At 71.7% G+C, this 25,818-nt stretch carries 19 protein-coding genes, 2 pseudogenes and 1 riboswitch; of the genes and pseudogenes, 16 read left to right on the plus strand and 5 right to left on the minus strand.

The annotated features are described in order from the left end of the window. Positions 1 to 89 precede the first annotated feature (89 nt). The 5 genes from AB5J54_RS29600 to AB5J54_RS29620 all read left to right on the plus strand — a co-directional run bounded on the left by AB5J54_RS29600 (position 90) and on the right by AB5J54_RS29620 (position 6,720). The gene (locus AB5J54_RS29600; protein WP_369146953.1) at positions 90 to 860 is read left to right on the plus strand and encodes an NUDIX domain-containing protein; all 771 of its coding nucleotides are present in this window, start codon (positions 90 to 92) and stop codon (positions 858 to 860) included. A 122-nt stretch (positions 861 to 982) separates the two neighbouring features. Further along, positions 983 to 2,785, plus strand: a complete 1,803-nt coding sequence (locus tag AB5J54_RS29605) for an ATP-binding cassette domain-containing protein (protein WP_369146954.1) — start codon at positions 983 to 985, stop codon at positions 2,783 to 2,785. Positions 2,786 to 2,945: 160 nt separating this feature from the next. Continuing rightward, complete coding sequence (locus AB5J54_RS29610) at positions 2,946 to 3,833, plus strand: FadR/GntR family transcriptional regulator (RefSeq protein ID WP_369146955.1); 888 nt, start codon at positions 2,946 to 2,948, stop codon at positions 3,831 to 3,833. Positions 3,834 to 4,210: 377 nt separating this feature from the next. Further along, positions 4,211 to 5,758, plus strand: a complete 1,548-nt coding sequence (locus tag AB5J54_RS29615; protein WP_369146956.1) for an RNA polymerase sigma factor — start codon at positions 4,211 to 4,213, stop codon at positions 5,756 to 5,758. A gap of 143 nt (positions 5,759 to 5,901) precedes the next feature. Beyond that, positions 5,902 to 6,720, plus strand: coding sequence for a serine protease (locus tag AB5J54_RS29620; RefSeq protein ID WP_369146957.1), 819 nt, complete (start codon positions 5,902 to 5,904; stop codon positions 6,718 to 6,720). Positions 6,721 to 6,820: 100 nt separating this feature from the next. Here the strand turns inward: AB5J54_RS29620 and AB5J54_RS29625 are convergent, their stop codons facing one another. Continuing rightward, the gene (locus AB5J54_RS29625; protein WP_017237643.1) at positions 6,821 to 7,054 is read right to left on the minus strand and encodes a hypothetical protein; all 234 of its coding nucleotides are present in this window, start codon (positions 7,052 to 7,054) and stop codon (positions 6,821 to 6,823) included. A gap of 433 nt (positions 7,055 to 7,487) precedes the next feature. Here AB5J54_RS29625 and AB5J54_RS29630 point away from each other — a divergent pair, with 433 nt between their 5' ends. The 6 genes and pseudogenes from AB5J54_RS29630 (at position 7,488) to AB5J54_RS29655 (ending at position 14,178) form a co-directional block, all read left to right on the plus strand. After that, a complete protein-coding gene (locus tag AB5J54_RS29630) occupies positions 7,488 to 9,605 on the plus strand; it encodes a type IIA DNA topoisomerase subunit B (RefSeq protein ID WP_369146958.1) in 2,118 nt (705 codons plus the stop codon). Between the two features lie 214 nt (positions 9,606 to 9,819). Continuing rightward, positions 9,820 to 10,995: a sensor histidine kinase gene (locus AB5J54_RS29635; protein ID WP_369146959.1), complete on the plus strand. Its 1,176-nt coding sequence runs from the start codon at positions 9,820 to 9,822 to the stop codon at positions 10,993 to 10,995. Continuing rightward, positions 10,992 to 11,426 (plus strand): annotated as a pseudogene (locus AB5J54_RS29640) (response regulator transcription factor); the annotation flags it as partial. The gene AB5J54_RS29635 and the pseudogene AB5J54_RS29640, both read left to right, overlap by 4 nt. A 354-nt stretch (positions 11,427 to 11,780) precedes the next feature. Then, positions 11,781 to 11,996: pseudogene (locus tag AB5J54_RS29645) on the plus strand (response regulator transcription factor); the annotation flags it as partial. Between the two features lie 107 nt (positions 11,997 to 12,103). Next, a complete protein-coding gene (locus tag AB5J54_RS29650) occupies positions 12,104 to 12,589 on the plus strand; it encodes a DUF485 domain-containing protein (RefSeq protein WP_369149496.1) in 486 nt (161 codons plus the stop codon). Continuing rightward, on the plus strand, positions 12,586 to 14,178 hold the full coding sequence (locus AB5J54_RS29655; RefSeq protein ID WP_369146960.1) for a cation acetate symporter: 1,593 nt from the start codon (positions 12,586 to 12,588) through the stop codon (positions 14,176 to 14,178). Before AB5J54_RS29650 ends, AB5J54_RS29655 begins: the two co-directional genes overlap by 4 nt. A 110-nt stretch (positions 14,179 to 14,288) precedes the next feature. Here AB5J54_RS29655 and AB5J54_RS29660 read toward each other — a convergent pair whose 3' ends face one another. After that, positions 14,289 to 14,978 (minus strand): response regulator, encoded by a 690-nt coding sequence (locus AB5J54_RS29660; RefSeq protein ID WP_369146961.1) that lies wholly within the window; start codon positions 14,976 to 14,978, stop codon positions 14,289 to 14,291. Next, positions 14,975 to 16,669: an ATP-binding protein gene (locus tag AB5J54_RS29665; protein WP_369146962.1), complete on the minus strand. Its 1,695-nt coding sequence runs from the start codon at positions 16,667 to 16,669 to the stop codon at positions 14,975 to 14,977. Before AB5J54_RS29665 ends, AB5J54_RS29660 begins: the two co-directional genes overlap by 4 nt. 140 nt (positions 16,670 to 16,809) lie before the next feature. On the opposite strand from AB5J54_RS29665, the gene AB5J54_RS29670 reads away from it, so the two are divergent. Beyond that, complete coding sequence (locus AB5J54_RS29670) at positions 16,810 to 17,862, plus strand: GTP-binding protein (RefSeq protein WP_369146963.1); 1,053 nt, start codon at positions 16,810 to 16,812, stop codon at positions 17,860 to 17,862. On the opposite strand, the gene AB5J54_RS29675 is transcribed toward AB5J54_RS29670, so the two are convergent. Next, positions 17,859 to 20,315 (minus strand): DNA topoisomerase (ATP-hydrolyzing) subunit A, encoded by a 2,457-nt coding sequence (locus tag AB5J54_RS29675; protein ID WP_369146964.1) that lies wholly within the window; start codon positions 20,313 to 20,315, stop codon positions 17,859 to 17,861. The two genes, AB5J54_RS29670 and AB5J54_RS29675, sit on opposite strands and share 4 nt — an antisense overlap. 181 nt (positions 20,316 to 20,496) lie before the next feature. On the opposite strand from AB5J54_RS29675, the gene AB5J54_RS29680 reads away from it, so the two are divergent. From AB5J54_RS29680 to AB5J54_RS29695, 4 genes are all read left to right on the plus strand, one after another. Continuing rightward, the gene (locus AB5J54_RS29680; protein ID WP_369146965.1) at positions 20,497 to 21,849 is read left to right on the plus strand and encodes a M16 family metallopeptidase; all 1,353 of its coding nucleotides are present in this window, start codon (positions 20,497 to 20,499) and stop codon (positions 21,847 to 21,849) included. After that, positions 21,846 to 23,243: a M16 family metallopeptidase gene (locus tag AB5J54_RS29685; RefSeq protein ID WP_369146966.1), complete on the plus strand. Its 1,398-nt coding sequence runs from the start codon at positions 21,846 to 21,848 to the stop codon at positions 23,241 to 23,243. The genes AB5J54_RS29680 and AB5J54_RS29685 overlap by 4 nt, the downstream gene beginning before the upstream one ends. Positions 23,244 to 23,443: 200 nt before the next feature. Continuing rightward, positions 23,444 to 23,608, plus strand: a riboswitch (cyclic di-AMP (ydaO/yuaA leader). Positions 23,609 to 23,620: 12 nt separating this feature from the next. Then, complete coding sequence (locus tag AB5J54_RS29690; protein ID WP_369146967.1) at positions 23,621 to 24,391, plus strand: M23 family metallopeptidase; 771 nt, start codon at positions 23,621 to 23,623, stop codon at positions 24,389 to 24,391. A gap of 188 nt (positions 24,392 to 24,579) precedes the next feature. Then, positions 24,580 to 25,263 (plus strand): GntR family transcriptional regulator, encoded by a 684-nt coding sequence (locus tag AB5J54_RS29695; RefSeq protein ID WP_369146968.1) that lies wholly within the window; start codon positions 24,580 to 24,582, stop codon positions 25,261 to 25,263. 134 nt (positions 25,264 to 25,397) lie between these two features. Here the strand turns inward: AB5J54_RS29695 and AB5J54_RS29700 are convergent, their stop codons facing one another. Next, positions 25,398 to 25,679, minus strand: a complete 282-nt coding sequence (locus tag AB5J54_RS29700; RefSeq protein WP_015036698.1) for an HPr family phosphocarrier protein — start codon at positions 25,677 to 25,679, stop codon at positions 25,398 to 25,400. Positions 25,680 to 25,818 lie beyond the last annotated feature (139 nt).

The raw sequence follows: 25,818 nt of genomic DNA on the forward strand, positions 1-25,818 counted from the left end.
CGAGGGAAGCCTCACGACGTGGTGAGGAAGTAGTAGCCGATGCTTCCGCGGGGCGTGTTTATCGTCAGGAAGACGACTATGATCGCGGCATGCCTCCCTACGACCCGTCGGCCTTTCCTCCCTTCGCCGTGACCGTCGACCTGGTCGTGCTCACCGTGCGGCGCCACGCACTGTGCACCCTGGTCGTTCGGCGAGGAGAGTCGCCGTACCAGGGGCGTTGGGCGCTGCCCGGCGGCTTCGTGCAGGCGGAGGAGGACCTGGGAGCCGCGGCGGCGCGCGAGCTGGTCGAGGAGACCGGCCTCTGCGCCCACGATCCGGCCGCCCCGACGCCCGTGCCGAGCAACGGAGCGCACCTGGAGCAGCTGGCGACGTACGGGGCGCCCGACCGCGACCCGCGCATGCGGGTGGTGAGCGTCGCGCACCTCGCGCTGGCGCCGGACCTTCCCGCGCCGCGCGCCGGAGGCGACGCGAACAGCGCCCGCTGGGCCCCGGTCGAGGAGCTCCTCGGCGAGGACGAGGCCGCCGCGGCCGAGGACGGAGGGCCGGGGGCGCTCGCCTTCGACCACGCCCGGATCCTCGCGGACGGAGTGGAGCGTGCCCGCTCCAAGATCGAGTACTCCTCCCTGGCCACGGCCTTCTGCCCGCCGGAGTTCACGGTCGGCGAGCTGCGACGCGTCTACGAGGCGGTCTGGGGAGTCTCCCTCGACCCGCGCAACTTCCACCGCAAGGTGACCGGCACGCCCGGCTTCCTGGTCCCGGCCGGAGGCACCACGACCCGTCAGGGAGGGCGCCCCGCACAGCTCTTCCGGGCAGGTGGGGCCACTCTTCTCAACCCGCCGATGCTGCGCCCCGAGGTCTGAGAGCCGTGCGCATCCGGCACCCCTGGGCGCCAACCATGCGCGGAAAGTCCGAAATGTAGCGTTATCTTGCTGCGGTAGCGCCGCCCTGCCGCGGAGCGGTGTCACCTACCGCGAGAGAAGCGATGCTCCAGGCCATCGGACTGACCAGCACTCCCCGCCGCGATCGCCCGCCCGCCGTGGACGATCTGACCTTCGAGGCACGGCCGGGTGCCGTGACCGCTCTCCTCGGCCCCCGGGGATCCGGCAAGACCACCACGCTCCGGCTCATGCTCGAACTCGAGCCGGGCCGTGGGATCACCTACTTCCGCGGCCGGCCGCTGCACCGCGTCGCCCACCCCCCTCGCGAGGTCGGCGTACTCCTCGGCGACGTCCCCGGGCACCCCTCCCGCACCCTCCGGGGCCAGCTCCGGATGCTCTGCGCCGCCACGGGAGTGCCCGCCGCCCGGGCCGAGGAGCTGGTGCGCACGGTGGGGCTCACCGGCCTGGAGCGCCGTCGGATCGGCACCCTGCCGATCGGCGCCGACCGTCGACTCGGGCTCGCCTCGGCCCTGTTGGGCGCCCCCCACACCCTGCTCCTCGACGAGCCGGCCGCGGGTCTCTCCGTATCCGAGAGCGGATGGCTGTACGAGCTGCTGCGGGCGCACGCCGCGGAAGGGGGAACCGTGCTGTACACCACGGAGGACCCCAAGGACGCCGCCCGCAACGCCGACCGTGTCGTCACCCTCGAAGGCGGCCGGCTCGTCGCGGACCAGGACGCCGTCGAGTTCGCCCGCACCCGGCTGCGCCCCCGGGTCGTCGTCCGCACGCCGCACGCCGCGCGCCTGGCCGCGGTCGTGACCCAGGAGGCCAGAGCCGCCCGGCGGGCCGTCGAGGTGGTCGCCGAGGACGGCAACCGCCTGTCCGTCTACGGCAGCGACTGCGCGGCCGTCGGCGACACCGCCTTCCGTCACGGCGTACCGGTTCACCGTCTGGCCGAGGAGCGGGGAGGCGACGGAGGCGCCGCTGCCGGTCGTGACCGTGGTTCCGCCGGGCAGGCGCGGCGTACCCACGAAGGCGAGGAGCCGGCGAAGCCCGGTAGCCGGGCCGTCGGGCCGGCGGCCGGGGGAGCGGGGCGGGAGGCTCCGGGAGGGAGGCGAGGCGCACGGCGGCCCACGCGCTCGCCGCTTCGACCGCTGCGCTACGAGCTCCACCGGCTCCTGGGCGTACCGTCCACCCCGCTGGTCGTGGCCGGCGTCCTGCTCGTCTCCGTGACGCTCGCCCTGCTCCTCGGACGTGGCGGCCGCGCCGAGCTCCCCGCCGTCCTCGCCGGCTGGCCCGCGATCTCCCCGCTGCCGCCCGCGGCCGTCGGCGCCGGACTGATCGGAGCGTTCTCCTTCGGCGAGGAGTACCGCTATCCCGCGCTCACCTCCGGGCGCGGAGCCGTGCCCCGCAGGCCGGGTCTGCTGCTCGCGAAGCTCGCCGTCGCCGCGGTCGTCGCCCTTGCGCTCGGGGTGCTCGTCGTGGCGGTCGACCTGGAGGTGCTGCGGTTCGTCTACGGCGGCGAGTTGGTTCCCGTACCGAAGAACTGGCCTACTCTCGCGGCGAGTTGGCTCGGTCTGGTGGTCGGCTGCGCGTGGGCCGGGGTGCTCGGCGCGGGAGTGTTCCGGGCCGCCGCGGCCGGAGTGGCGGCGGTGCTCGCGGTGCCGGTCGCCTTCGTTCCGCTGCTGCAGAAGGTGCTGACGGGGCCGTCGGTGCGCTCGGCGGCCGGACTTCCCGCGCGACTGCGCGAGTTCGCCGGCCCGCAGTGGTCCCCGGCCCTGGACCGGTGGCTGGCGGGGGTGCTGAGGGTGGTCGGTCAGCCCGCGGGGGTGGCGCTCTCGCTGACGTTGACAGGGCTGCTCTGCGCCTATGTGTTCACCGGCCTTCGCCGCAAGGCCCGTTGGTGATCATTTGTGGACCGAAAGGTTCCGGTTCCCCGTCAACTGCCTTGAAATCTGCCGTATATGTCCGATTAATCGTCAATTGTGTAGGGGGTGCCGATCACCCTTTCGTGTGCTTTTCACCAAAGACCTCAAGGGTCACGGAGGCAACGCCGACAAAGGATGCGTGAGTACCCTTGCGCACACCATGATGACCGCCGCCCGCCCCGTCGACTCCGGCCTCGGCGCCCCGGGCGATCTCGACCGCTACCCCTACACGGAGGCGCCCGCCGCCGGCCGCGTGGGCCCGCCCTCCTGGGAGGGGGTGGACACCGACCTGGGTCGCGTCGGCCGCCGGACCACCGGCAACCGGGGGCGCGGGCTGCACGGCCAGCTCGTCCAGCAGCTCGGCCAGATGATCGTCTCCGGCGACCTCGGGGCCGACCGCCCGCTCGTACCCGAGGAGATCGGCCAGCGGTTCGAGGTCTCGCGCACCGTCGTGCGCGAGTCGCTGCGCGTACTGGAGGCGAAGGGGCTCGTCAGCGCCCGCCCGAACGTCGGTACGCGGGTCAGGCCGGTCAGCGACTGGAACCTCCTCGACCCCGACATCATCGAGTGGCGTGCCTTCGGCCCGCAGCGCGACGACCAGCGCCGCGAGCTGAACGAGCTGCGGTGGACGATCGAGCCCCTGGCCGCCCGCCTCGCCGCGGGGCACGGCCGCGAGGACGTGCAGCAGCGTCTCGCCGACATGGTCGAGATCATGGGGCACGCCTTCGCCCAGGGCGACGGCATCACCTTCTCCCGGGCCGACACCGAGTTCCACACCCTCCTCATCCAGCTGGCCGGGAACCGCATGCTGGAGCACCTCTCCGGCATCGTCGCCTCCGCGCTCCAGGTCTCCGGCGGTCCCGTCACCGGCTGTGACCGGCCGAGCGAGGCCTGCCTCGCGCACCATGCCCGGATCGTGGACGCGCTGGCCACCGGGGACGCCCACGGTGCCGAGAACGCGATGCGGCAGCTGCTCACGGTCCACCCCGAGGTGGAGCGCGTGGTCCCCGCCCCCCGCGAACACTGACCCGCGGGCCGTGGCCGGGAGCGCGGAGGCGCACGCACCGCGTGCCGCCGGGTCCGAGCACCACCCGGGGGCCCGACAGGGTCTCCCCGGGCGGCGCCCGGGTTCCGGCGGCGCGAATGTGCCGTGATCGACCGCTCTGGCCGTTTCGTCGCAAATGGGGTGTGACTCGGGCCACGAAGATTGGGCGTAACACTCCTCCGAGCCGTGCGATGACCTAAGAGGTGACAGCCGAGGAAGGAATACAGCAGCCCGTGGAGGCGCTGTGCAGTTCCCCGGTCCAGCCCGCGCCGTCGGCACATTCCCCGTCGACGGTCGTCGGCTCCAGCCCGATCCAGGGCGGGGCCGGAAGCCGTTTCCATCGTTCCGAGAGGTTGTTCGTGTCGGCCAGCACATCCCGTACGCTCCCGCCGGAGATCGCCGAGTCCGAGTCTGTGATGGCGCTCATCGAGCGGGGAAAGGCTGATGGGCAGATCGCCGGCGATGACGTGCGTCGGGCCTTCGAAGCTGACCAGATTCCGCCAACCCAGTGGAAGAATGTTCTGCGCAGCCTCAATCAGATCCTCGAGGAAGAGGGTGTGACGCTGATGGTCAGTGCAGCGGAGTCGCCGAAGCGCGCCCGCAAGAGCGTCGCAGCGAAGAGCCCGGCCAAGCGCACCGCCACCAAGACCGTCACCGCCAGGACGACCGTGACGAAGACCACCGTCTCGGCCTCCGCGGCCCCTGCGGCCGAGGGCACCGACCCGGCCGACGAGGCCGGATCGCCCGCCAAGAAGGCGGCCGCGAAGAAGACCGTCGCCAAGAAGGCGGTGGCCAAGAAGACCGTCGCCAAGAAGACGGCGGCCAAGAAGACCACGTCCAAGAAGGACGCCGACGAGCTCGTCGAGGGCGAGGAGCTCCTCGAGGACGTCGCTCCCGGCAAGGGTGAGGACGAGGAGACCGAGGGCGAGAGCAAGGGCTTCGTCCTGTCCGACGAGGACGAGGACGACGCTCCGGCGCAGCAGGTCGCCGTCGCCGGTGCCACCGCCGACCCGGTCAAGGACTACCTCAAGCAGATCGGTAAGGTCCCGCTGCTCAACGCCGAGCAGGAGGTCGAGCTCGCCAAGCGCATCGAGGCCGGTCTGTTCGCCGAGGACAAGCTCGCGAACTCCGACAAGCTCGCCCCTAAGCTCAAGCGCGAGCTGGAGATCATCGCCGAGGACGGCCGCCGGGCCAAGAACCACCTCCTGGAGGCCAACCTCCGTCTGGTGGTCTCGCTGGCCAAGCGTTACACCGGCCGCGGCATGCTCTTCCTGGACCTGATCCAGGAGGGCAACCTGGGTCTGATCCGCGCCGTCGAGAAGTTCGACTACACCAAGGGCTACAAGTTCTCCACGTACGCCACCTGGTGGATCCGTCAGGCGATCACCCGCGCCATGGCCGACCAGGCCCGCACCATCCGTATCCCGGTGCACATGGTCGAGGTCATCAACAAGCTCGCGCGCGTCCAGCGCCAGATGCTCCAGGACCTGGGCCGTGAGCCCACCCCGGAGGAGCTGGCCAAGGAGCTCGACATGACCCCCGAGAAGGTCATCGAGGTCCAGAAGTACGGCCGTGAGCCGATCTCCCTCCACACCCCGCTGGGTGAGGACGGCGACAGCGAGTTCGGCGACCTCATCGAGGACTCCGAGGCGGTCGTGCCGGCCGACGCGGTCAGCTTCACCCTGCTCCAGGAGCAGCTGCACTCCGTTCTCGACACGCTCTCCGAGCGTGAGGCGGGCGTCGTCTCCATGCGCTTCGGCCTCACCGACGGCCAGCCGAAGACGCTGGACGAGATCGGCAAGGTCTACGGCGTGACGCGTGAGCGGATCCGTCAGATCGAGTCGAAGACGATGTCGAAGCTCCGTCACCCGTCGCGCTCGCAGGTCCTGCGCGACTACCTCGACTGATCCGTACGAGGGACACAGCGCTACACGGAAGGGCCCGGTTCCCCGAGAGGGGGAGCCGGGCCCTCCGGCTTTGCGCGGGTGCACGGCGGGGACAGGTGCTGGACGCTGGGTGAACCGACATCACCCGAGAGTCAGGAGGCTCCATGCGTGGTTCCCTCATCCGAGCATTGACGGGTGCTCTGGGCCTGATGACCGTGGCGGCCGGGCAGCTGGCCACCGCCGGTCCCGTGGCCGCCGACAGCGTCGTGGTGGGTGGCCGGCCGGCCCAGATCACGGACGCGCCGTGGGTCGTGGCGCTGTCCAGCCGTGACCGGTTCGGGGGTACGCGCGCGGGGCAGTTCTGCGGAGGTGTGGTCGTCGCCCCGACCAAGGTGCTCACGGCGGCCCACTGCCTCGGCCGTGAGGTGCTCGGCGGCGAGCCGTGGGAGGTGCGCGACTTCGTGGTCATCGCGGGCCGTGCGGCGCTCCGCGGACAGGAGGGGCAGGAGGTCCGGATCTCGGACACCTGGATCAACCCCGACTACGACCCGACGACGAACGCCGGCGACCTGGCCGTACTGACGCTCGTCAGCGCGCTGCCGCAGTCGTACGTGATCGGTGTCGCCCGCTCCGGAGACACGGCGTACGCGCCCGGGACGGAGGCGGACGTCTACGGCTGGGGCGACACGACCGGCAACGGGGCCTATGCCTCGACACTCCGGACGGCAGGCGTCCAGGTGCTGCCGGACACGGCGTGCGAGCGGGCGTACCCGGGCGGCTTCGGCGTCCGCTACCAGCGCGGGACGATGCTGTGCGCGGGCGACCCGCAGGGCGGGAAGGACGCCTGTCAGGGCGACAGCGGCGGCCCGCTGGTGGCCAAGGGGCTCCTCGTCGGTCTGGTGTCCTGGGGCAGCGGCTGCGGGCAGGCCGAGAACCCGGGCGTCTACACACGCGTCTCGGAGGTGCTCCCGGCACGCTTCTGAGTCGAGGGATACGAGAACGGGCGGCCACCCCCTGGAAACAGGGGTGACCGCCCGCCGTCCGATCAGCGCGACCGGCCCTGGGCTCGTCGTGGATGGCGCGTCAGGCGTGGTCCTCGCCCTGCGTGCGGGCCGGCACGTCGGTGAGCCGGTCCGTCTCATCCTGTATCTCAACGGCGATCTTCTTGAGTTCCGGCTCGAACTTACGTCCGTGGTGGGCGCAGAAGAGCAAGTCACCTCCGCTGGTCAGGACGACACGCAGGTATGCCTGGGCGCCGCAGCGGTCGCAGCGGTCAGCGGCCGTCAGGGGGCTCGCGGGGGTCAGAACAGTAGTCACGTCGCCTCTTCTCTAGCTCGACGAGCTGTCGTACCAGGGTCAACATCCAACCAGGCCGAAAACGTTCCCGCTCGTGGCTTTTCCTTGAAACTTCTTCCCAAGGTGGCTGTCTGCTGCCGGTTGGCGGCGAATGAGCCGTATTGCGTCGCTCTACGGATTTCGCGTTGCTTGTGTCGGTTAGCCCTCCCGGCTTGGTTGCCGGTTGTTCATGAGGACGTGCCCGGAGCCTAAATGGTTCATGCCTGGAAGGGAACGTGATGTTCGCGTCACCCCATCGAGGGATCGAACATCCATGCGAGGCTGGACTAGCATGAGGATTCGGGGAGGGTGGCGTGACAACGGCTCTACCAGGCATCGGTACCCTCTGAGCGGTGACCGAGGCCGGGCCCTACCCCACAGGGCCAGATTTCAAATTCAGCGAGGAGCGAACCGCGTGACCGCCGAGACGTCCGTGCCGTCCAGTGCGCTGCTGACCGCAGACCGTGACGGTTCCAACTACACCGCGCGGCACCTGCTCGTACTCGAAGGGCTCGAAGCGGTCCGCAAGCGCCCCGGCATGTACATCGGGTCGACCGACAGCCGCGGCCTGATGCACTGCATCTGGGAGATCATCGACAACTCGGTCGACGAGGCCCTCGGCGGCTTCTGCGACCACATCGAGGTCATCCTCCACGACGACGGCTCCGTCGAGGTCCAGGACAACGGCCGCGGCATCCCGGTCGACGTCGAGCCGAAGACCGGACTCTCCGGCGTCGAGGTCGTCATGACCAAGCTGCACGCCGGCGGAAAGTTCGGCGGCGGTTCCTACGCGGCCTCCGGTGGTCTGCACGGCGTCGGCGCCTCCGTGGTCAACGCGCTGTCGGCCCGCCTCGACGTCGAGGTCGACCGGAACAGCGCGACCCACTCGATCTCCTTCCGCCGCGGTGTCCCCGGCATCTTCACCGAGCAGGGCCCCGACAGCCCCTTCGACCCGGCCAACGGCCTCATCAAGGGCAAGCGCGTCCCCAAGACCCGCACCGGCACGCGTATCCGCTACTGGGCGGACCGGCAGATCTTCCTCAAGGACGCCAAGCTCTCCCTGGAGACGCTCCACCAGCGCGCCCGGCAGACCGCCTTCCTCGTCCCCGGCCTCACCATCGTCGTCCGCGACGAGCGGGACCTGGCCGGCGTCGGCAAGAGCGAGGAGACCTTCCGCTTCGACGGAGGCATCAGCGAGTTCTGCGAGTACCTCGCGCAGGACAAGGCCGTCTGCGACATCCAGCGCCTCACCGGGCAGGGCACCTTCAAGGAGACCGTCCCGGTCCTCGACGAGCGCGGCCACATGACCCCGACCGAGGTCACCCGCGAGCTCGCGGTCGACGTCGCCCTGCGCTGGGGCACCGGCTACGACGCCACGGTCAAGTCCTTCGTCAACATCATCGCCACCCCCAAGGGCGGCACCCACGTCTCCGGCTTCGAGCAGGCCATCACCAAGACGGTGAACGAGGTGCTGCGCTCGGCCAAGATGCTGCGCGTCGCCGAGGACGACATCGTCAAGGACGACGCCCTGGAGGGGCTCACCGCCGTCGTGACGGTCCGCCTCGCCGAGCCGCAGTTCGAGGGGCAGACCAAGGAGATCCTCGGCACCTCCGCCGCCCGCCGGATCGTGGCGAACGTGGTGGCCAAGGAGCTCAAGGCCTTCCTCACCTCCACCAAGCGGGACGCCAAGGCGCAGGCCCGCGCCGTCCTGGAGAAGGCCGTCGCCGCGGCGCGGACCCGGATCGCGGCCCGTCAGCACAAGGAGGCGCAGCGCCGGAAGACCGCGCTCGAGTCCTCCTCGCTGCCGGCGAAGCTCGCGGACTGCCGCAGTGACGACGTGGAGCGCAGCGAGCTCTTCATCGTCGAGGGAGACTCGGCCCTCGGTACGGCCAAGCTCGCCCGGAACAGTGAGTTCCAGGCCCTGCTGCCGATCCGCGGCAAGATCCTCAACGTCCAGAAGTCGTCCGTCTCGGACATGCTCAAGAACGCCGAGTGCGGGGCGATCATCCAGGTCATAGGAGCGGGCTCGGGCCGCACCTTCGACATCGACGCCGCCCGCTACGGGAAGATCGTCCTCCTGGTCGACGCCGATGTCGACGGCGCCCACATCCGCTGCCTGCTGCTGACGCTCTTCCAGCGGTACATGCGGCCCATGGTCGAGGCCGGCCGGGTCTTCGCCGCGGTGCCGCCGCTGCACCGGATCGAGCTCGTCCAGCCCAAGAAGGGCCAGGACAAGTACGTCTACACGTACTCGGACAACGAACTGCGGCAGACCCTCCTGGAGTTCCAGCGCAAGGGGGTCCGCTACAAGGACTCCATCCAGCGCTACAAGGGTCTCGGCGAGATGGACGCCGACCAGCTCGCGGAGACCACGATGGACCCGCGGCACCGCACCCTGCGCCGGATCAACATCGGCGACCTGGACGCGGCGGAGCAGGTCTTCGACCTCCTCATGGGCAACGACGTGGCGCCCCGCAAGGAATTCATCACCGGCTCGGCGGCCACCCTGGACCGCTCGCGCATCGACGCCTGAGCAACTCCACCCGTGGGTGGAGCCACGCGCTCCACCCACGGGCCGATCACACGATCGCCCACTCTCCGTAGCATTGAGATGTCGGAGGGGGACGGACATGGGCGAGAAGCGCGATCCGGGATTCGCGGGTACGAGGACGAGGACGAGGACCGGCCCGCGGGCAGGGACAGGGCCGGCGACGGGGGCGGCGGAACGGGCAGGGGCGGGGAGCGCGGTGGCGCACAAGCCCTCCTGGCGTTCCTGGCCCTCGCGGGAGGCGCTCACCCGCGTCGGTGTGCCCCGCGGGCGGATCGTTCTCGACCACACCATGATCGCGGGCTTCAGCGTCCTGGTGGTGACCGGCTGTTACACCTCGGGAGCGTTCGACGGCTGGTACGCGCCTTTGCCTCCGCTGGGCTTCGGGCTCTGTCTGGTGGCGGCGATCCGGTATCACCACACGACCCTGGAGAACCGCCTGGCGGCCTCACTGGGACTGCTCGCGGTGATCACTCTCTGCGGCCTGGGAGCCTATGCGGCAGGTGCCCCGACGCCCGCGACGGTGCTCTGGATCATCGTCTCGGTCATGGCGATGGAACGGCTCCCGCTCCCCGCGGGGCTGGCCACCGTGGCGGTGCTCGTGGCCGGCTTCGTGGAGGCCGACGAGACCGGGATCCTCGGGGCCGGTGTCACCACGGCGGCCGTGCTGCTCGCCGGCTACTCGCTCCGGCTGGACGCCGAGGCGCGGGGTGCCGGGTTCCAGCTGCTCGCGCAGGAGCGGCTCGCGCGGGAGGCGGAGGCCGCATCGGCGGCGCTCGCCGAGCGGGCCAGGATCGCCCGGGAGATACATGACGTCCTCGCCCACAGTCTCTCCGCCCAGATGGTGCACCTGGAGGTCGCACGGCTTCAGATCGAGGCCGGGGCGGACCATGCGGAGATCCTCAAGCTCGTGACCTCGGCCCGTTCGATGGCCAGAGAGGGGCTCGCCGAGACCCGGCACGCGCTCTCGGCCCTGCGCGGGGAGATGGCACCGGTCGAGGACTACCTGCGGGAGCTGGCGAGGGAGGACCGAGCCGAGGTCGATGTCACCGGCGAGCGACGGGACCTGCCCGCCGAGGCCTCGCAGGCCGTGCGGCGGGTCGCGCAGGAGGCGCTCACCAATGTCCGCAAGCACGCCCCGGGGGCCCGCACCAGGATCCGGTTCGCCTATGGGAGGGACGAGATCTCCCTGGAGATACGCGACTCCGGGCCACCCCGGACGGACGGAGGCCTCGGGGTGGGGGAGGAGCTCGGGTCCTCGGGCTCCGGGTACGGGCTGCTCGGCATGAGAGAGCGGGCCGAACTGCTCGGCGGCAGCCTGGACGCGGGGCCCGAGGGCGCCGGGTTCACGGTGCGGCTGCGGGTGCCGGCATGAGCGCCGCGGGCGGCGACCGCGTCGCACGCGTCGTCGTCGCCGACGACCAGGCCGTGGTGCGGGAGGGGATCGTGATGCTGCTCGGTCTGCTTCCGGGGATCGAGGTCGTCGGGTCGGCCCGGGACGGGGAGGAGGCGGTCGCGCTCACCGCCGAGCTCGGTCCCGACGTCGTCCTGATGGATCTGCGAATGCCCCGCTGCGACGGCGTCGAGGCCACCCGCCGGATCTGTGACCGGCATCCCGGGACGGAGGTCGTCGTGCTGACCACCTACGCCGATGACGACTCGCTGTTCCCGGCACTGCGGGCAGGGGCGCGCGGATATCTCACCAAGGACGCCGGCGGCGAGGAGATCGAGCGGGCCGTGCGGGACGTGGTCGACGGGCGGGCGGGACTCTCCCCCTCCGTGCAGCGGCGCCTCCTCGAGCGGCTGATCGACCGGGAGGAGCGGGAGCAGCGGGAGCACCGGGCCGCTCAGGACGGCCGGGACCAGCGGGATGCGCGGGATGAGCCGGGCAGCCGGGACGGGTGGGGTGGCCGGGACGAGCCGGGCGGTGGGGACGAGCCGGGCGGGCGGGGCGAGCCGGGTGGCCGGGACGGGCGGAGCGGCCGGGACGGGCAGGGTGGCCGGGATGGGCGGGGTGCCTGGGACGGGCGGGGTGGTGCCGGGCTCGGAGGGGATGTGCGGTCGGAGCGGTATGGGGCCGGGGCTGGGGTCGGGGCGGTGGCGGGTGGTGATTCCGGGGTGCGGCCGGGGAGTTCGGACGGTTCGGGCGGGCCGGGTGCCGACGGGCTGACGGAGCGGGAGACGGAGGTGCTCGTGCTGGTCGCGGACGGGCTGTCCAACCCGGAGATCGCCGGGCGGCTGCGGATCTCCACGGCCACGGTGAAGACCCACATCAACAACCTCTTCGCGAAGACCGGGGTGCGCGACCGGGCGCAGGCCGTGCGATACGCATATCAGCACGGTCTGGTCAGGGCACCTGGGAGGAGAGTCACCTGATGGGGTGAAGTGAGGGGGGAGAAGAGTCCGGGATCTTCCCGCTCTGTCCATCCTTGGGCACGCGGCCGAAACGGTTCGCTGACAAGGAGAGTTGGCCGGTGGAGCAGGTGGACAATCAGGAGGGGCGCGACGCCGCGGCGATGGCGGTCGACGACCCCTGGTACGACGCGACGGCCTCCGGCTGGGGCGAGGAGAGGACGGCCGGGGCGCCCGAGGAGCCCGGTGACGGCCGCCCCGGAGCGGTGCCGCGACAGCGGGTCCACAGCGCGGCGGAGATCTATCTGGAAGTCCAGCGGAGCCCCGCCTTCCAGGAAGTGCGCGGTCGCTACCGCCGGTTCGTCTTCCCGGCCACCCTGGCGTTCCTCCTCTGGTACCTCGCCTATGTCGTGGCGGCGACCGCCGCGCCCGAACTCATGGCCCGGCCGGTGGCCGGGGTGGTGAACGTGGCGATGGTCGCGGGCCTCGGGCAGTTCCTCAGCACCTTCCTGCTGACCTGGGCGTACGCGCGTCACGCGCGGCTGCGCAGGGACCGGGCCGCGCTGGAACTGCGCTGGGACACGCAGGAGATGACCCGAGGGGTGGTGCAGCCGTGACCGGAACCCACCAGACCCTGGCGCTCGTGCTGTTCAGCGTGTTCGTCGCCGTGACCCTGGGGATCACCACCTGGGTGAGCCGGCACCGGCACGGATCGGCAGAGGAGTTCTACGCCGGCGGGAGGCTGTTCTCGCCGCTGGAGAACGGGTTCGCCATCGCCGGGGACTACATGTCCGCCGCCTCGTTCCTCGGTATCTCCGGGCTGATCGCGCTCTACGGCTACGACGGCATGCTGTACTCCGTCGGCTTCCTCGTCGCCTGGCTGGTCGTGCTCCTGCTGGTCGCCGAACTGGTCCGCAACTGCGGGCGGTTCACGCTGGCCGACGTCGTCGCCGCGCGGATGGCCGAGCGCCCGGTACGGATCGCCGCCGGAACGTCCTCGGTGGCCGTCTCCGTGCTGTACCTCGTGGCCCAGATGGTGGGTGCCGGGAGCCTGGTGGCGCTGCTGCTCGGCGGTTCCAGCGAGGCGGCGCGTTCGTGGACGGTGATCGGCGTGGGCGCGCTGATGGTGATCTACGTGTCGCTCGGCGGCATGCGGGCCACCACCTGGATCCAGATCGTCAAGGCGGTCCTGCTCATGGCGGGCACGATCGCGCTCACCGTCCTCGTGCTGCTCCGCTTCCACGGCGATGTGAACAGCCTGCTCTCCACAGCGGCCGAACGCAGCGGGCACGGCCTGGGCTTCCTCGCCCCCGGGCTGCGCTACGGCGGGGACTGGACGGCCCGCCTCGACTTCATCAGCCTCGGCCTCGCCCTCGTCCTGGGCACCGCGGGACTGCCGCACATCCTGTCGCGCTTCTACACCGTGCCGACCGCCCGCGCCGCCCGTCGCTCCGTCGTCTGGTCCATCGGGCTCATCGGCAGCTTCTATCTGATGACGATCGTGCTCGGCTTCGGCGCCGCCGCGCTGATCGGCCCCGACGAGGTCCGCGCGTCCAACGCCTCCGGCAATACCGCCGTGCCGCTGCTCGCCCTCGACCTCGGCGGTGGCGCGGGCTCCACCGGCGGCACGGTGCTCTTCGCGATCGTCGCCGCCGTCGCCTTCGCGACCATCCTCGCCGTCGTCGCGGGGATCACGCTGGCCTCCTCGGCCTCCGTCGCCCACGACCTGTACGCCTCACTGCGCCGCCGGCACGCGAAGCAGTACAGCGAGGTCGCGGTGGCCCGGGTCGCCGCCGCGGGGATCGGCGCGACCGCCATCGGCCTCGGGCTGCTCGCCCGCGACCTCAACGTGGCCTTCCTCGTCGGTCTGGCCTTCGCCGTCGCGGCCTCCGCGAACCTGCCGGTGCTGCTCTACTCACTGTTCTGGCGGAAGTTCACCACCCGGGGCGCGGTCTGGTCGGTGTACGGCGGTCTGATCCCCGCCGTGCTGCTCGTCCTGCTCTCCCCGGTCGTCTCCGGGAGCCCCGAATCGCTGTTCCCGGGCGTCGACTTCCACCTCTTTCCGCTGCAGAACCCGGGGGCGGTCTCCATCCCGCTCGGCTTCCTGGCCGGATGGATCGGTACGGTCACCTCGCCCGAGCCGCCCGACGAGGCCCGGCACGCGGAGACCGAGGTCCGGGCCCTGACGGGCGCGGGCGCCGTCTGACCCCCGCCCCCGGGCCCTGACGGGCGCGGGCGCCGTCTGACCGTCGCCCCCGAGCCCTGACCGGCGCCGGTGCCCGTGCCGTGCGACCGTCGGCCTCCCCGTGCGGCGCGTCAGCCGCCGGCCTGGGAGCTCGCCCAGGCGTACCGGTGCTCGGGGCGGCCCGTCTCGCCGTACCGGAGGGAGAGGCGGACCCGGCCGGTGCGTTCCAGGAGCTTGAGGTAGCGCTGTGCGGTCTGGCGGCTGACGCCGGCCCGCTCGGCGATCTCCTGCGCGGACAGGGGGCCGCCGGCCGCGAGCAGTACCTGCCGGACCAGTTCGGCCGTGGTGGGGGAGTGGCCCTTGGGCAGGTCGGGGGCGACGGTGCCCGCCGACAGGACGCCGAAGATCCGGTCCACCTCGGCCTGTTCCGCCTCTCCGCCGCTCTCCAGGGTGCGGCGGAGCGTCGCGTAGGCCTCCAGCTTGGCGCGGAGCCCGGCGAAGTTGAACGGCTTGACCAGGTACTGGAGCGCGCCGTGCCGCATCGCCGACTGCACGGTGGCCACGTCTCGGGCCGCCGTCACCATGATCACGTCGCACTGGTGGCCGCGCGCGCGGAGTTCGCGTACCGCCGCGAGCCCGTTCTCGTCGGGCAGGTAGTGGTCCAGGAGGATCAGGTCCACCGGCAGGCCGTCCAGGGCGGCGAGCGCCTCGGCGGTCGAGTGGGCGGTGGCGACGACCCGGAAGCCGGGCACCTTGGCGACGTAGGCGGCGTTGATCCGTGCCACCCGCTCGTCGTCGTCCACCACGAGTACGTCGATCATCGCGACGCCTCCTCGGAGCGCTCCGAAACCCGTTCCGGCTGGGCGGTCTCCGGTTCGGTGGAATCCGGTTCGGTCAGGGCGTCGGGGAGGACGACCGTGAACACGGCGCCGCTCTCCGGGCCGTCGCTCACCCCGGCCGTCCCGCCCCGGCGCTCGGCGAGCCGGCGCACCAGGGGGAGGCCGAGCCCGCGCTTCCCGTGGGACGGGAGCTCCTTCGTCGTCCACCCCTCGGTGAAGATCAGCTCGCGGCGCTCCTCCGGGACGCCCGGGCCGCTGTCCGAGACCCGCAGCACCACCGTACGGCCCTCGGCGCGGAAGGAGACCTCGATGCGGGCGCCGGGGGTGCCGGCGGCGGCGTCCAGGGCGTTGTCGACGAGGTTGCCGACGACGGTGACCAGTTCGCGCGGGTCGACGAGCCGGTCCGGCAGCAGGGAGTCCGGTGCGAGTCGCAGCGAGACGCCGCGCTCGGCGGCCACGGTCGCCTTTCCGACCAGGAGCGCGGCGAGGAGCGGGTCGTGGACCTTCTCCGTGACCTGCTCGGCGGTGGCCCGGTGCACGCCGACGACCTCCGTGACGAACTCCACCGCCTCCTCGTGCATCTCCAGCTCCAGGAGCCCGAGGAGGGTGTGCAGCCGGTTGGCGTGCTCGTGGTCCTGGGCGCGGAGCGCGTCGATCAGGCCACGGGTGGAGTCGAGCTCGCGGCCGAGGCGCTCCAGCTCGGTGCGGTCGCGGAGGGTCGCCACGGCGCCGCCGTCGTCCGTGGGCATCCGGTTGGCGATCAGCACCCGGTGCCCCTGGACGGTGAGCAGGTCCTCGCCGGTGACCCGGCCCGCGAGGACGTCCGCGGTGCGGCCCCCGCCGAGGACCTCGTCGAGCGGCCGGCCCGCCGCCTCGGGGCCGAGGCCGAGGAGCCGCTGCGCCTCGTCGTTCATGAGCCGCACGGAGCCGTTGCGGTCGAGGGCCACGACGCCCTCCCGGATGCCGTGCAGCATGGCCTCGCGCTCGGCGAGCAGCGCGGAGATGTCGGAGAAGGCCAGGTCATGGGTCTGCCGCTGGAGCCGCCGGGAGATCAGGTACGCGGCGAGCGCCCCGGCCGCGAGCGCGCCGCCCGCGTAGGCGAGGAGGCCGGGGATGGCGGCGAGGAGCCGGTCGCGGACGCTGTCGTACTCGATGCCGACGGAGACCGCGCCGACGATCCGGCCGTCCGCGTCCCGTAGCGGCGCCTTGCCGCGCGCCGAGCGGCCGAGGGTGCCGCTGTCGATCTCCATGACCTCGTGCCCGGCGAGGACGGCGCTCGGGTCCGTGGAGACGACCCGGCCGATCTGGGCGGGGTCGGTGTGCGACCAGCGCACCCCGCGCGTGTCCATGACCACGACGTACTCGGCGCCCGTGGACGCCCTGATCCGCTCCGCCTCCGTCTGCACCGGGCCCCGCGCGGAGGGCCGGCTGCCGGTGAGGTCCGCGGCCAGCCGGGGCGACGCGGTGGTCCCGGCGATGGCCAGGGCCCGCCGCATGGCCTGGTCGTCGAGCTGCGCGCTCAGCGGGGCGAGGAAGAGGCCGGTGGCCAGGACGGTCACACCGGTCGCGATGGCCAGCTGCATCAGCAGGACCTGCGAGAACACCCGCTGCGGCCATCCGAACCGCCGGCGGCGCGCGCGGGCGCGCGGGGGGCTGCTCTGTGCGGGGCTCATGCCCGAAAAGGTAGACGGCCGCGCGCCGTGACCGGAAATGGTGACGGAGCGGGCGCCTATTCTGGGGGTTTCCCACGCCGGGGCCCACGCCCGTGGGACCCGAGGAACCCGTGGGACCCGAGGAACCGGAGGCACGTCCCTTGACCACGCAGCAGATCCCCGTCGTCGTCCTCGCCGGGTTTCTCGGAGCGGGGAAGACCACGCTCCTCAACCATCTGCTGCGCAGCGCCCGGGGCACCCGTATCGGAGTCATGGTCAACGATTTCGGGGACATCGGCATCGACGCGATGACCGTCGCCGGACAGGTCGGCTCCACCGTCTCCCTCGGCAACGGCTGCCTGTGCTGCGCCGTCGACGCCGGCGAGCTCGACGAGTACCTGGAGGTGCTGACCCGGCCCGAGTCCCAGCTCGATGTGATCGTGATCGAGGCGAGCGGGCTCGCGGAGCCGGAGGAGCTGGTGCGCATGGTGCTCGCCAGCGAGAACGAGCGGGTCGTGTACGGAGGACTGGTGCAGGTCGTCGACGCGTCCGAGTTCGCGGCCACCCGGCAGCGGCACCCCGGGACCGACCGGCACCTCGGCCTCGCCGACCTCGTCGTCGTCAACAAGGCCGACCGGGTGGCCGCGGACGAGCTGCGGAGCGTACGGGAGACGGTGGCCGGGCTCGCCGGGCGCGCCGCCGTGGTCGAGGCCTCGCACGGGCGCGTCGATCCCGAGCTGCTCTTCGACCGGGTCGTGCCGGAGGGGGAGATCGAGGGCCAGATGTCGATCGAGGACATCCTGTACGGCTCCGAGGACGAGGGTCACGCCCATCCGCACGCGGCCTACGAGAGCCTGTCGGTGACGGCCTCGACGCCGCTGCACCCGCGCCGTCTGATGGCCTTCCTCGACTCGCGGCCCGAGGGCCTCTACCGGATCAAGGGCTTCGTCGACCTCGGCCCCGCCGACCCGGCCAACCGCTACACCGTGCACGCCGTCGGCCGCTTCCTGCGCTTCTACCCGGAGCCCTGGCCCGCCGGCGAGGAGCGCCTCACCCAGCTCGTCCTGATCGGCTCCGGCGTCGACGCGGCCGCACTGCGCAAGGAGCTCGCCTCCTGTGAGCTGAACGGCCCGCAGGACGCCCCCGACGAGCACAGCATGTGGGGCGTCCTGCGGTACGTACAGCGGTCCGAAGAGGACCCGGAGGCTTCCTAGACGGCCGGGCCGGCCACCACCTCGACCGGATTGGCCAGCGGGGTGCCCGAGCCGTCGCGGCGCGGGTCCGGGTCCGGGAGGTCCACCGGGAGGCCCGTCTTCTGGGCGGCGCGGGCCGGGGTGGCGCCCGCCCAGGCCAGGATCAGGACGTCCTCGCCCTTCAGGAAGCGCTGGCAGCGGACACCGCCGGTCGCCCGTCCCTTGCGCGGGTACTGGTCGAAGGGGGTCAGCTTCGCCGACGTGCCCGCCGAGGCGTCCAGCGTGCCCGTGGAGCCCGCGACGGTGAAGACGACGGCGTCCGCCGCCGGGTCCACGGCCGTGAACGAGATCACCTCGGCGCCCGCGGTGAGCTTGATGCCCGCCATGCCGCCCGCCGGGCGGCCCTGGGGACGCACCTGCGAGGCCTGGTAGCGCAGCAGCTGGGCGTCGGAGGTGATGAAGACCAGGTCCTCCTCGCCCGTCCGCAGCTCCGTCGCGCCGACGATCCGGTCACCGTCCTTGAGGGTGATGACCTCCAGCTCGTCCTTGTTCGCCGGGTAGTCCGGCACCACGCGCTTCACCACGCCCTGGAGCGTGCCGAGCGCGAGGCCGGGCGAGGACTCCTCGAGCGTGGTCAGGCAGACCACCGTCTCGTCCGCCTCCAGGGAGAGGAACTCCGACAGCGGCGCGCCGCCCGCCAGGTTCGGGGCGCTCGCGGTGTCCGGCAGCTGCGGAAGGTCGATCACCGCGATCCGCAGCAGTCGGCCGGACGAGGTCACCGCGCCGACGTCACCGCGCTGGGTCGCGGCGACCGTCGAGACGATGACGTCGTGCTTGGCGCGCTTGCCGTCCACCACCGGCGGGAGGTGCTCGGTCACCGTGCGGGCCAGCAGGCCCGTCGAGGAGAGCAGCACCCGGCACGGGTCGTCCGCGACCTCCAGGGACACGGCCGCGACGGGCGCGCCGGCCGACTCGAGGAGGACCGTCCGCCGGTCCGTGGCGAACTTCTTGGCGACCGCGGCCAGCTCCGCCGAGACCAGCTTGCGCAGCTCCGCGTCGGATTCGAGGATGCCGGTCAGCTCGTCGATCTCGCCGTTGAGCCGGTCGCGCTCGCTCTCCAGTTCAATGCGGTCGAACTTGGTGAGGCGGCGCAGCGGGGTGTCCAGGATGTACTGCGTCTGGATCTCGCTCAGCGAGAAGCGCTCCATCAGGCGCTCCTTGGCCTGCGCGGAGTTCTCGCTCTCCCGGATGAGCCGGATGACCTCGTCGATGTCGAGCAGGGCGACGAGGAGGCCCTCGACCAGGTGGAGGCGGTCGCTCTTCTTCGTGCGGCGGAACTCGGAGCGGCGCCGGACCACCTCGAAGCGGTGGTCGAGGTAGACCTCCAGGAGCTCCTTGAGGCCGAGGGTCAGCGGCTGTCCGTCGACCAGCGCCACGTTGTTGATGCCGAAGGACTCCTCCATCGGCGTCAGCTTGTAGAGCTGCTCCAGGACCGCCTCGGGCACGAAGCCGTTCTTGATCTCGATGACCAGGCGGAGGCCGTGGCTGCGGTCGGTGAGGTCCTTGACGTCCGCGATGCCCTGGAGCTTCTTGGAGCCGACCAGGTCCTTGATCTTGGAGACGACCTTCTCGGGGCCGACGGTGAAGGGGAGCTCGGTGACGATGATGCCCTTGCGGCGGGCCGTCACGGTCTCCACGGTCGCGGTGGCGCGGATCTTGAAGGAGCCGCGGCCCGACTCGTACGCGTCCTTGATGCCGGAGAGGCCGACGATCCGGCCGCCGGTCGGCAGGTCGGGGCCGGGCACGAAGCGCATCAGCGTCTCGAGGTCGGCGTTCGGATGCCGGATCAGGTGGCGGGCGGCCGCCACGACCTCGCCGAGGTTGTGCGGGGGCATGTTGGTCGCCATGCCGACGGCGATTCCGGACGCGCCGTTGACCAGCAGGTTCGGGTAGGCGGCGGGGAGCGCCACCGGCTCCCGCTCCTGGCCGTCGTAGTTCGGCGAGAAGTCGACCGTGTCCTCGTCGATGGACTCGGTCATGAGCAGCGCGGCCGGGGCCATCCGCGATTCGGTGTATCGCATGGCGGCCGGCGGGTCGTCGTTGCCCAGGGAGCCGAAGTTGCCGTGGCCGTCGACGAGCGGGAGGCGCATGGAGAAGGGCTGCGCCATGCGGACCATCGCGTCGTAGATCGACGCGTCGCCGTGCGGGTGGAGCTTGCCCATGACCTCGCCGACGACACGGGCGCACTTGACGAAGCCGCGGTCGGGGCGGAGTCCCATCTCGCCCATCTGGTAGACGATGCGGCGCTGCACGGGCTTCATGCCGTCGCGGGCGTCGGGGAGGGCGCGCGAGTAGATCACCGAGTACGCGTACTCGAGGAAGGAGCCCTGCATCTCGTCGACAACGTCGATGTCGAGGATTCGCTCCTCGAACGCGTCGTCCGGCGGCGGTGTCTTCGTGCTGCGGCGGGCCATCGCGGCTGCGGCTCCTTCACCAACAAGGTTGATCTGACGCGGACCATTGTGGACCGTGCCACCGACAACGCCGACCGCGACCCGGAAGAGGGACATCACGAAGGCCCGGGAACTTCGCCAGGTGTCGGCGCGCTTGCATACAGTGGCAGGACTTTTTCACATCGCGATCGAAGGGACGTACATGCCCATGGGTCACACGGCCACGGCCGAGGCCGGCTCCGGCGGCCTGACAGCGACCGAGCACCGGTTGGCGAACGGCCTGCGCGTGGTGCTCTCCGAGGACCACCTGACCCCGGTCGCCGCGGTCTGCCTCTGGTACGACGTCGGCTCGCGTCACGAGGTCAAGGGCCGCACGGGCCTCGCCCACCTCTTCGAGCACCTGATGTTCCAGGGCTCGAAGCAGGTGCACGGGAACGGCCACTTCGAGCTGGTGCAGGGTGCCGGCGGCTCGCTCAACGGCACGACGAGCTTCGAGCGCACCAACTACTTCGAGACCATGCCCACGCACCAGCTGGAGCTCGCGCTCTGGCTGGAGGCCGACCGCATGGGCTCGCTGCTCGCCGCCCTGGACGACGAGTCCATGGAGAACCAGCGGGACGTCGTCAAGAACGAGCGCCGCCAGCGCTACGACAACGTGCCGTACGGCACCGCCTTCGAGAAGCTGACCGCCCTCGCCTACCCGGAGGGCCACCCCTACCACCACACGCCGATCGGCTCCATGGCCGACCTGGACGCGGCGACCCTGGAGGACGCGCGGAACTTCTTCCGCACGTACTACGCCCCGAACAACGCCGTGCTGTCCGTCGTCGGCGACATCGACCCGGTGCAGACGCTCGCCTGGGTCGAGAAGTACTTCGGCTCCATCCCCGCCCACGACGGCAAGCCCGAGCCGCGCCCCGGCGACCTGCCCGAGGTCATCGGCGAGCAGCTGCGCGAGGTCGTCGAGGAGGAGGTCCCGGCGCGCGCGCTGATGGCCGCCTACCGGCTGCCGCACGACGGCACGCGCGCGGCGGACGCCGCCGACCTGGCCCTGACGGTCCTGGGCGGCGGGGAGTCCTCCCGCCTGCACAACCGTCTGGTCCGCCGCGACCGTACGGCCGTCGCCGCCGGCTTCGGCCTGCTGCGGCTCGCCGGCGCGCCCTCGCTCGGCTGGCTGGACGTCAAGACCTCCGGAGGCGTCGAGGTCCCGCAGATCGAGGCGGCCGTCGACGAGGAGCTCGCCCGGTTCGCCGCCGAGGGCCCCACGCCCGAGGAGATGGAGCGCGCGCAGGCCCAGTTGGAGCGCGAGTGGCTGGACCGGCTCGGCACCGTCGCGGGCCGCGCCGACGAACTGTGCCGGTTCGCCGTGCTGTTCGGTGACCCGCAGCTCGCCCTGACCGCCGTCGACCGCGTCCTGGACATCACCGCCGAGGAGGTGCAGGCGGTCGCCGCGGCCAAGCTGCGCCCCGACAACCGCGCGGTGCTCGTCTACGAGCCCCTGGCGACCGAGCAGACCGCCGACGGCGACGACCACGAAGAGGGAGCGGACCAGTGACCGACGCCGCCGCGTCTTTGACGAGCATGGACTTCCACCCGCAGCCCCAGCCGGGCACCGCGAAGCCGTGGGCCTTCCCGGCCCCGGACCGGGGGAAGCTGGACAACGGTCTGACGGTGCTCACCAGCCACCGTCCCGGCCAGCAGGTCGTCGCCGTGGAGATCTTCCTGCCGGCCCCGCTGGACGCCGAGCCCGCCGGTCTCGACGGTGTCGCGACCATCATGGCCCGCGCGCTCTCCGAGGGCACCGACGAGCACAGCGCCGAGGAGTTCGCGGCCGAGCTGGAGCGCTGCGGCGCCACGCTCGACGCGCACGCCGACCACCCGGGCGTACGGGTCTCCCTGGAGGTCCCGGTCTCCCGGCTGCCCAAGGCGCTCGGCCTGCTCTCCGAGGCCCTGATCGCCCCGGCGTTCCTCGACACCGAGGTCGAGCGGCTCGTGCGCAACCGTCTCGACGAGATCCCGCACGAGACGGCCAACCCGGCCCGCCGCGCCGCGAAGCAGCTCTCCAAGGAGCTGTTCCCGGCCGAGTCCCGGATGTCCCGGCCGCGCCAGGGCACCGAGGAGACCGTCGCCGCGATCGACGCCGCCGCCGTCCGCGCCTTCTTCGAGGCGCATGTCCGGCCCGGCACGGCCACCGCCGTGGTCGTCGGCGACCTGACCGGCGTCGACCTCGACAAGGTCCTCGCCGAGACGCTGGGCGCCTGGACCGGTGAGCCCGCCGAGCCGCTCCCGATGCCGTCGATCACCGCCGACGACACCGGACGGGTCGTCATCGTGGACCGTCCCGGCGCCGTGCAGACGCAGCTGCTCATCGGCCGGATCGGCCCCGACCGGCACGACCGCGTCTGGCCGGCCCAGGTCCTCGGCACGTACTGCCTCGGCGGCACCCTGACCTCGCGTCTGGACCGGGTCCTGCGCGAGGAGAAGGGCTACACGTACGGCGTGCGGGCCTTCGGCCAGGTGCTCCGCTCGGACGCCGAGGGGAACGGCGCCTCGATGCTCGCCATCAGCGGGTCCGTCGACACCCCCAACACCGGCCCGGCACTCGACGACCTGTGGAAGGTGCTGCGCACGCTGGCCGCCGAGGGCCTCACCGACGCCGAGCGCGAGACGGCCGTGCAGAACCTGGTGGGCGTGGCGCCCCTCAAGTACGAGACGGCCGCCTCCGTCGCCGGGACGCTCGCCGACCAGGTGGAGCAGCACCTCCCGGACGACTTCCAGGCCCAGTTGTACGCGCGCCTGGCCGAGACCGGCACGGTCGAGGCGACGGCCGCGGTGGTCAGCGCCTTCCCGGTGGACCGGCTCGTCACCGTGCTCGTCGGCGACGCGGCGCAGATCGCGGAGCCGGTGCGCGCTCTCGGCATCGGTGAAGTGACCGTCGTGACGGGCTGATTCCGGCTCCCGGACGACAACAGGAGGGCCCCGACGGCATAGTTCGTCGGGGTCCTCCGCTTTGTCCGTATTGCCTGCAAGGATGATCGTTTGCCCTGTGGCATGTCTTACAAAAGGCGTGTCCGGTTGGTGATTGAAAGACGATCCGCATAGCGTCGGGGCGACTGTTCGTCAGTTGCACGTGCCGCACCCGCGGCATCGGACAGTCATCGCCGAGTCCCCGTCAGGCGCGAGCCTGGGGAGCCGGGGACCCACACGTAGTCCCTGGGGTGAATCGGGCGCCTTCGTCTCGACGGAGGGGCTCGTAGGAGACCTTCCTGCTCCGAACCCGTCAGCTAACCCGGTAGGCGAGAAGGAAGGAAAGGACCAGCCCCTTCATGGCGTTCACCCGTGCCACCGGGAAGCATCGTGGTCCGAGCCGGATGGCGCGCCGCAGCGCGGGCATCGCCGGCGTCGCGACCATCGCCACCACCGGCGTCATCGGAACCCTCGCCTCCCCGGCGCTCGCCGCCGACACGGACAAGCACTCCCTCGAGGACACCGGCCTCACCCAGGTCATCACCGAGGACTCCCTCGTCGACCCGATCAACGCCCAGGCCGCCGCCCAGGAGCAGGAGGCCGACGAGGCCATCGCCAAGGCGAAGGCCAAGGCCGAGGCGAAGCGCAAGGCCGAGGCCCGCGCCAAGGAGATCCGCCTGGAGCGCGAGCGCGCCGCCCGCGAGGCCGAGCGCCGCCGCCTGGCCTCCTTCCAGCTCCCCGTCGCCGGCTCGTACGTCTCCACCGGCTACAAGACCGGCGGCTCGCTCTGGTCCTCCGGCAGCCACTCCGGCGTCGACTTCCACGCCGCCTACGGCACCCGGGTCGTCTCCGTCGGCTCCGGCACCGTCGTCGAGGCCGGCTGGGGCGGCGCGTACGGCAACAACATCGTGATCCGGATGAGCGACGGCACGTACACCCAGTACGGTCACCTCTCCTCCATCGGGGTCTACGTCGGCCAGACCGTCGAGCCGGGCCAGCAGATAGGCGTCTCGGGCTCGTCCGGCAACTCCACCGGCCCGCACCTCCACTTCGAGGCGCGCACGAGCCCCGAGTACGGCTCGGACATCAACCCCGTCGCGTACCTCCGCGCCCGCGGCGTCAACGTCTGACCGACCCGCCGCGCACCGCGTCGCAAAAGCCCCGGCTCGTACTGAGCCGGGGCTTTTCGCTGACCAAAAGACATCCATGGATTCCGCTGGGGCATCGGAAATTCCGGCGCGCTGCAATAGAGTCGCAGATCGGGCGCAGAACAGGCGCCGACGGAATTGACTCGCGCGGACCAAGGCGGAGGTCGGACATGCGCATTCCCGCGCACTCGGTATGCACGGCGATCCGGGACGACATCGTCTCCGGCGTGTTCGAGCGGGGCAGCCGGCTGACCGAGGAGCAGCTCGCCCGCCGGTACGGGGTCTCCCGCGTCCCGGTCCGCGAGGCGCTGCGCACCCTGGAGTCCGAGGGCTTCGTCGTCACCCGTCGCCACGCGGGTGCCCATGTCGCCGAGCCGACCGAGCAGGAGGCGGCCGATCTGCTGGACATGCGGGCGCTGCTCGAACCGCTGGGGGCCGCACGGGCGGCGCAGCGGCGCACGGAGGCCCATCTCAAGGTGCTGCGCGGCCTGGTCAGGCTGGGGCAGGAGCGGGCCAGGCGCGGGCAGGGCGAGGATCTGCGCTCGCTCGGCGGCTGGTTCCACGAGACGCTGGCGCAGGCCTCCGGGAGCCCGGCCCTGACGGCGCTGCTCACCCAGCTGCGGCACAAGATCGCCTGGACGTACGTGGTGGACCAGCCCGTCCAGCCGGTGGAGGCCTGGGCCGAGCACGGCGCGATCGTGGACGCCGTGGCACGCGGGGACGCCGAGCGGGCGAGGTCGCTGACCGCGCTGCACGCGGAGCGTTCGATGGTGCTGCACCGGCTCAAAAGTCCGGGGCGCGGCGGTGTGAGTGTTTCGCAACATGCCGTCAACACGGCGAGTGCCCGGAATTAACACGCACGCCGTATACAAAGAATAGGCATTCGGCCGCGTCTTTTGTGCTGCCCGGAAATAGATGCGGGGGAATGCGAATGGCCGTGGCCGCCGGAATTTCGGCGGCCACGGCCATTCGGGGAACGGGGCGAGGGTCAGACGGTCTCGGGGAGCTCGTCCAGGCCCTCGGCGACCAGCTTCGCCAGGCGGTCGAGCGCGGCCTCGGCGCCGTCGGCCTCCGAAGCGAGAACGATCTCCTCGCCGCCCTGCGCGCCCAGACCGAGCACCGCGAGCATGGAGGCGGCGTTCACGGGGGTGCCGTCGGACTTGGCGATCGTCACCGGCACGCCGGAAGCCGTGGCGGCACGGACGAAGATGGACGCGGGGCGGGCGTGCAGGCCCTCGGCCCAGCCGACGTTGACGCGGCGCTCAGCCATGGTGTTGCCCTTCAAGTCTCAAGCGGGTTGTCTAGACCAGTCTCTCACGGGTTGCGCGGTGCTCACACCGACCTGCGGCCCGGGAAGGACCATCCTTCGCCCCGGACCGGACCGTCCGTCGGCCCTTCCCAGCTTGCAA

Source organism: Streptomyces sp. R44 (genome assembly GCF_041053105.1).
In the GTDB taxonomy this organism is placed as follows: Bacteria; Actinomycetota; Actinomycetes; order Streptomycetales; family Streptomycetaceae; genus Streptomyces.

Excerpts from the sequence above, each read along its gene's own strand:
- AB5J54_RS29620 (WP_369146957.1), top strand. The coding sequence starts at position 5,902 with ATGCGTGGTTCCCTCATCCGAGCATTGACGGGTGCTCTGGGCCTGATG.
- AB5J54_RS29665 (WP_369146962.1), bottom strand. The coding sequence starts at position 16,669 with ATGAGCCCCGCACAGAGCAGCCCCCCGCGCGCCCGCGCGCGCCGCCGG.
- AB5J54_RS29675 (WP_369146964.1), bottom strand. The coding sequence starts at position 20,315 with ATGGCCCGCCGCAGCACGAAGACACCGCCGCCGGACGACGCGTTCGAG.
- AB5J54_RS29690 (WP_369146967.1), top strand. The coding sequence starts at position 23,621 with ATGGCGTTCACCCGTGCCACCGGGAAGCATCGTGGTCCGAGCCGGATG.
- AB5J54_RS29680 (WP_369146965.1), top strand. The coding sequence starts at position 20,497 with ATGCCCATGGGTCACACGGCCACGGCCGAGGCCGGCTCCGGCGGCCTG.
- AB5J54_RS29600 (WP_369146953.1), top strand. The coding sequence starts at position 90 with ATGCCTCCCTACGACCCGTCGGCCTTTCCTCCCTTCGCCGTGACCGTC.
- AB5J54_RS29605 (WP_369146954.1), top strand. The coding sequence starts at position 983 with ATGCTCCAGGCCATCGGACTGACCAGCACTCCCCGCCGCGATCGCCCG.
- AB5J54_RS29700 (WP_015036698.1), bottom strand. The coding sequence starts at position 25,679 with ATGGCTGAGCGCCGCGTCAACGTCGGCTGGGCCGAGGGCCTGCACGCC.
- AB5J54_RS29695 (WP_369146968.1), top strand. The coding sequence starts at position 24,580 with ATGCGCATTCCCGCGCACTCGGTATGCACGGCGATCCGGGACGACATC.
- AB5J54_RS29660 (WP_369146961.1), bottom strand. The coding sequence starts at position 14,978 with ATGATCGACGTACTCGTGGTGGACGACGACGAGCGGGTGGCACGGATC.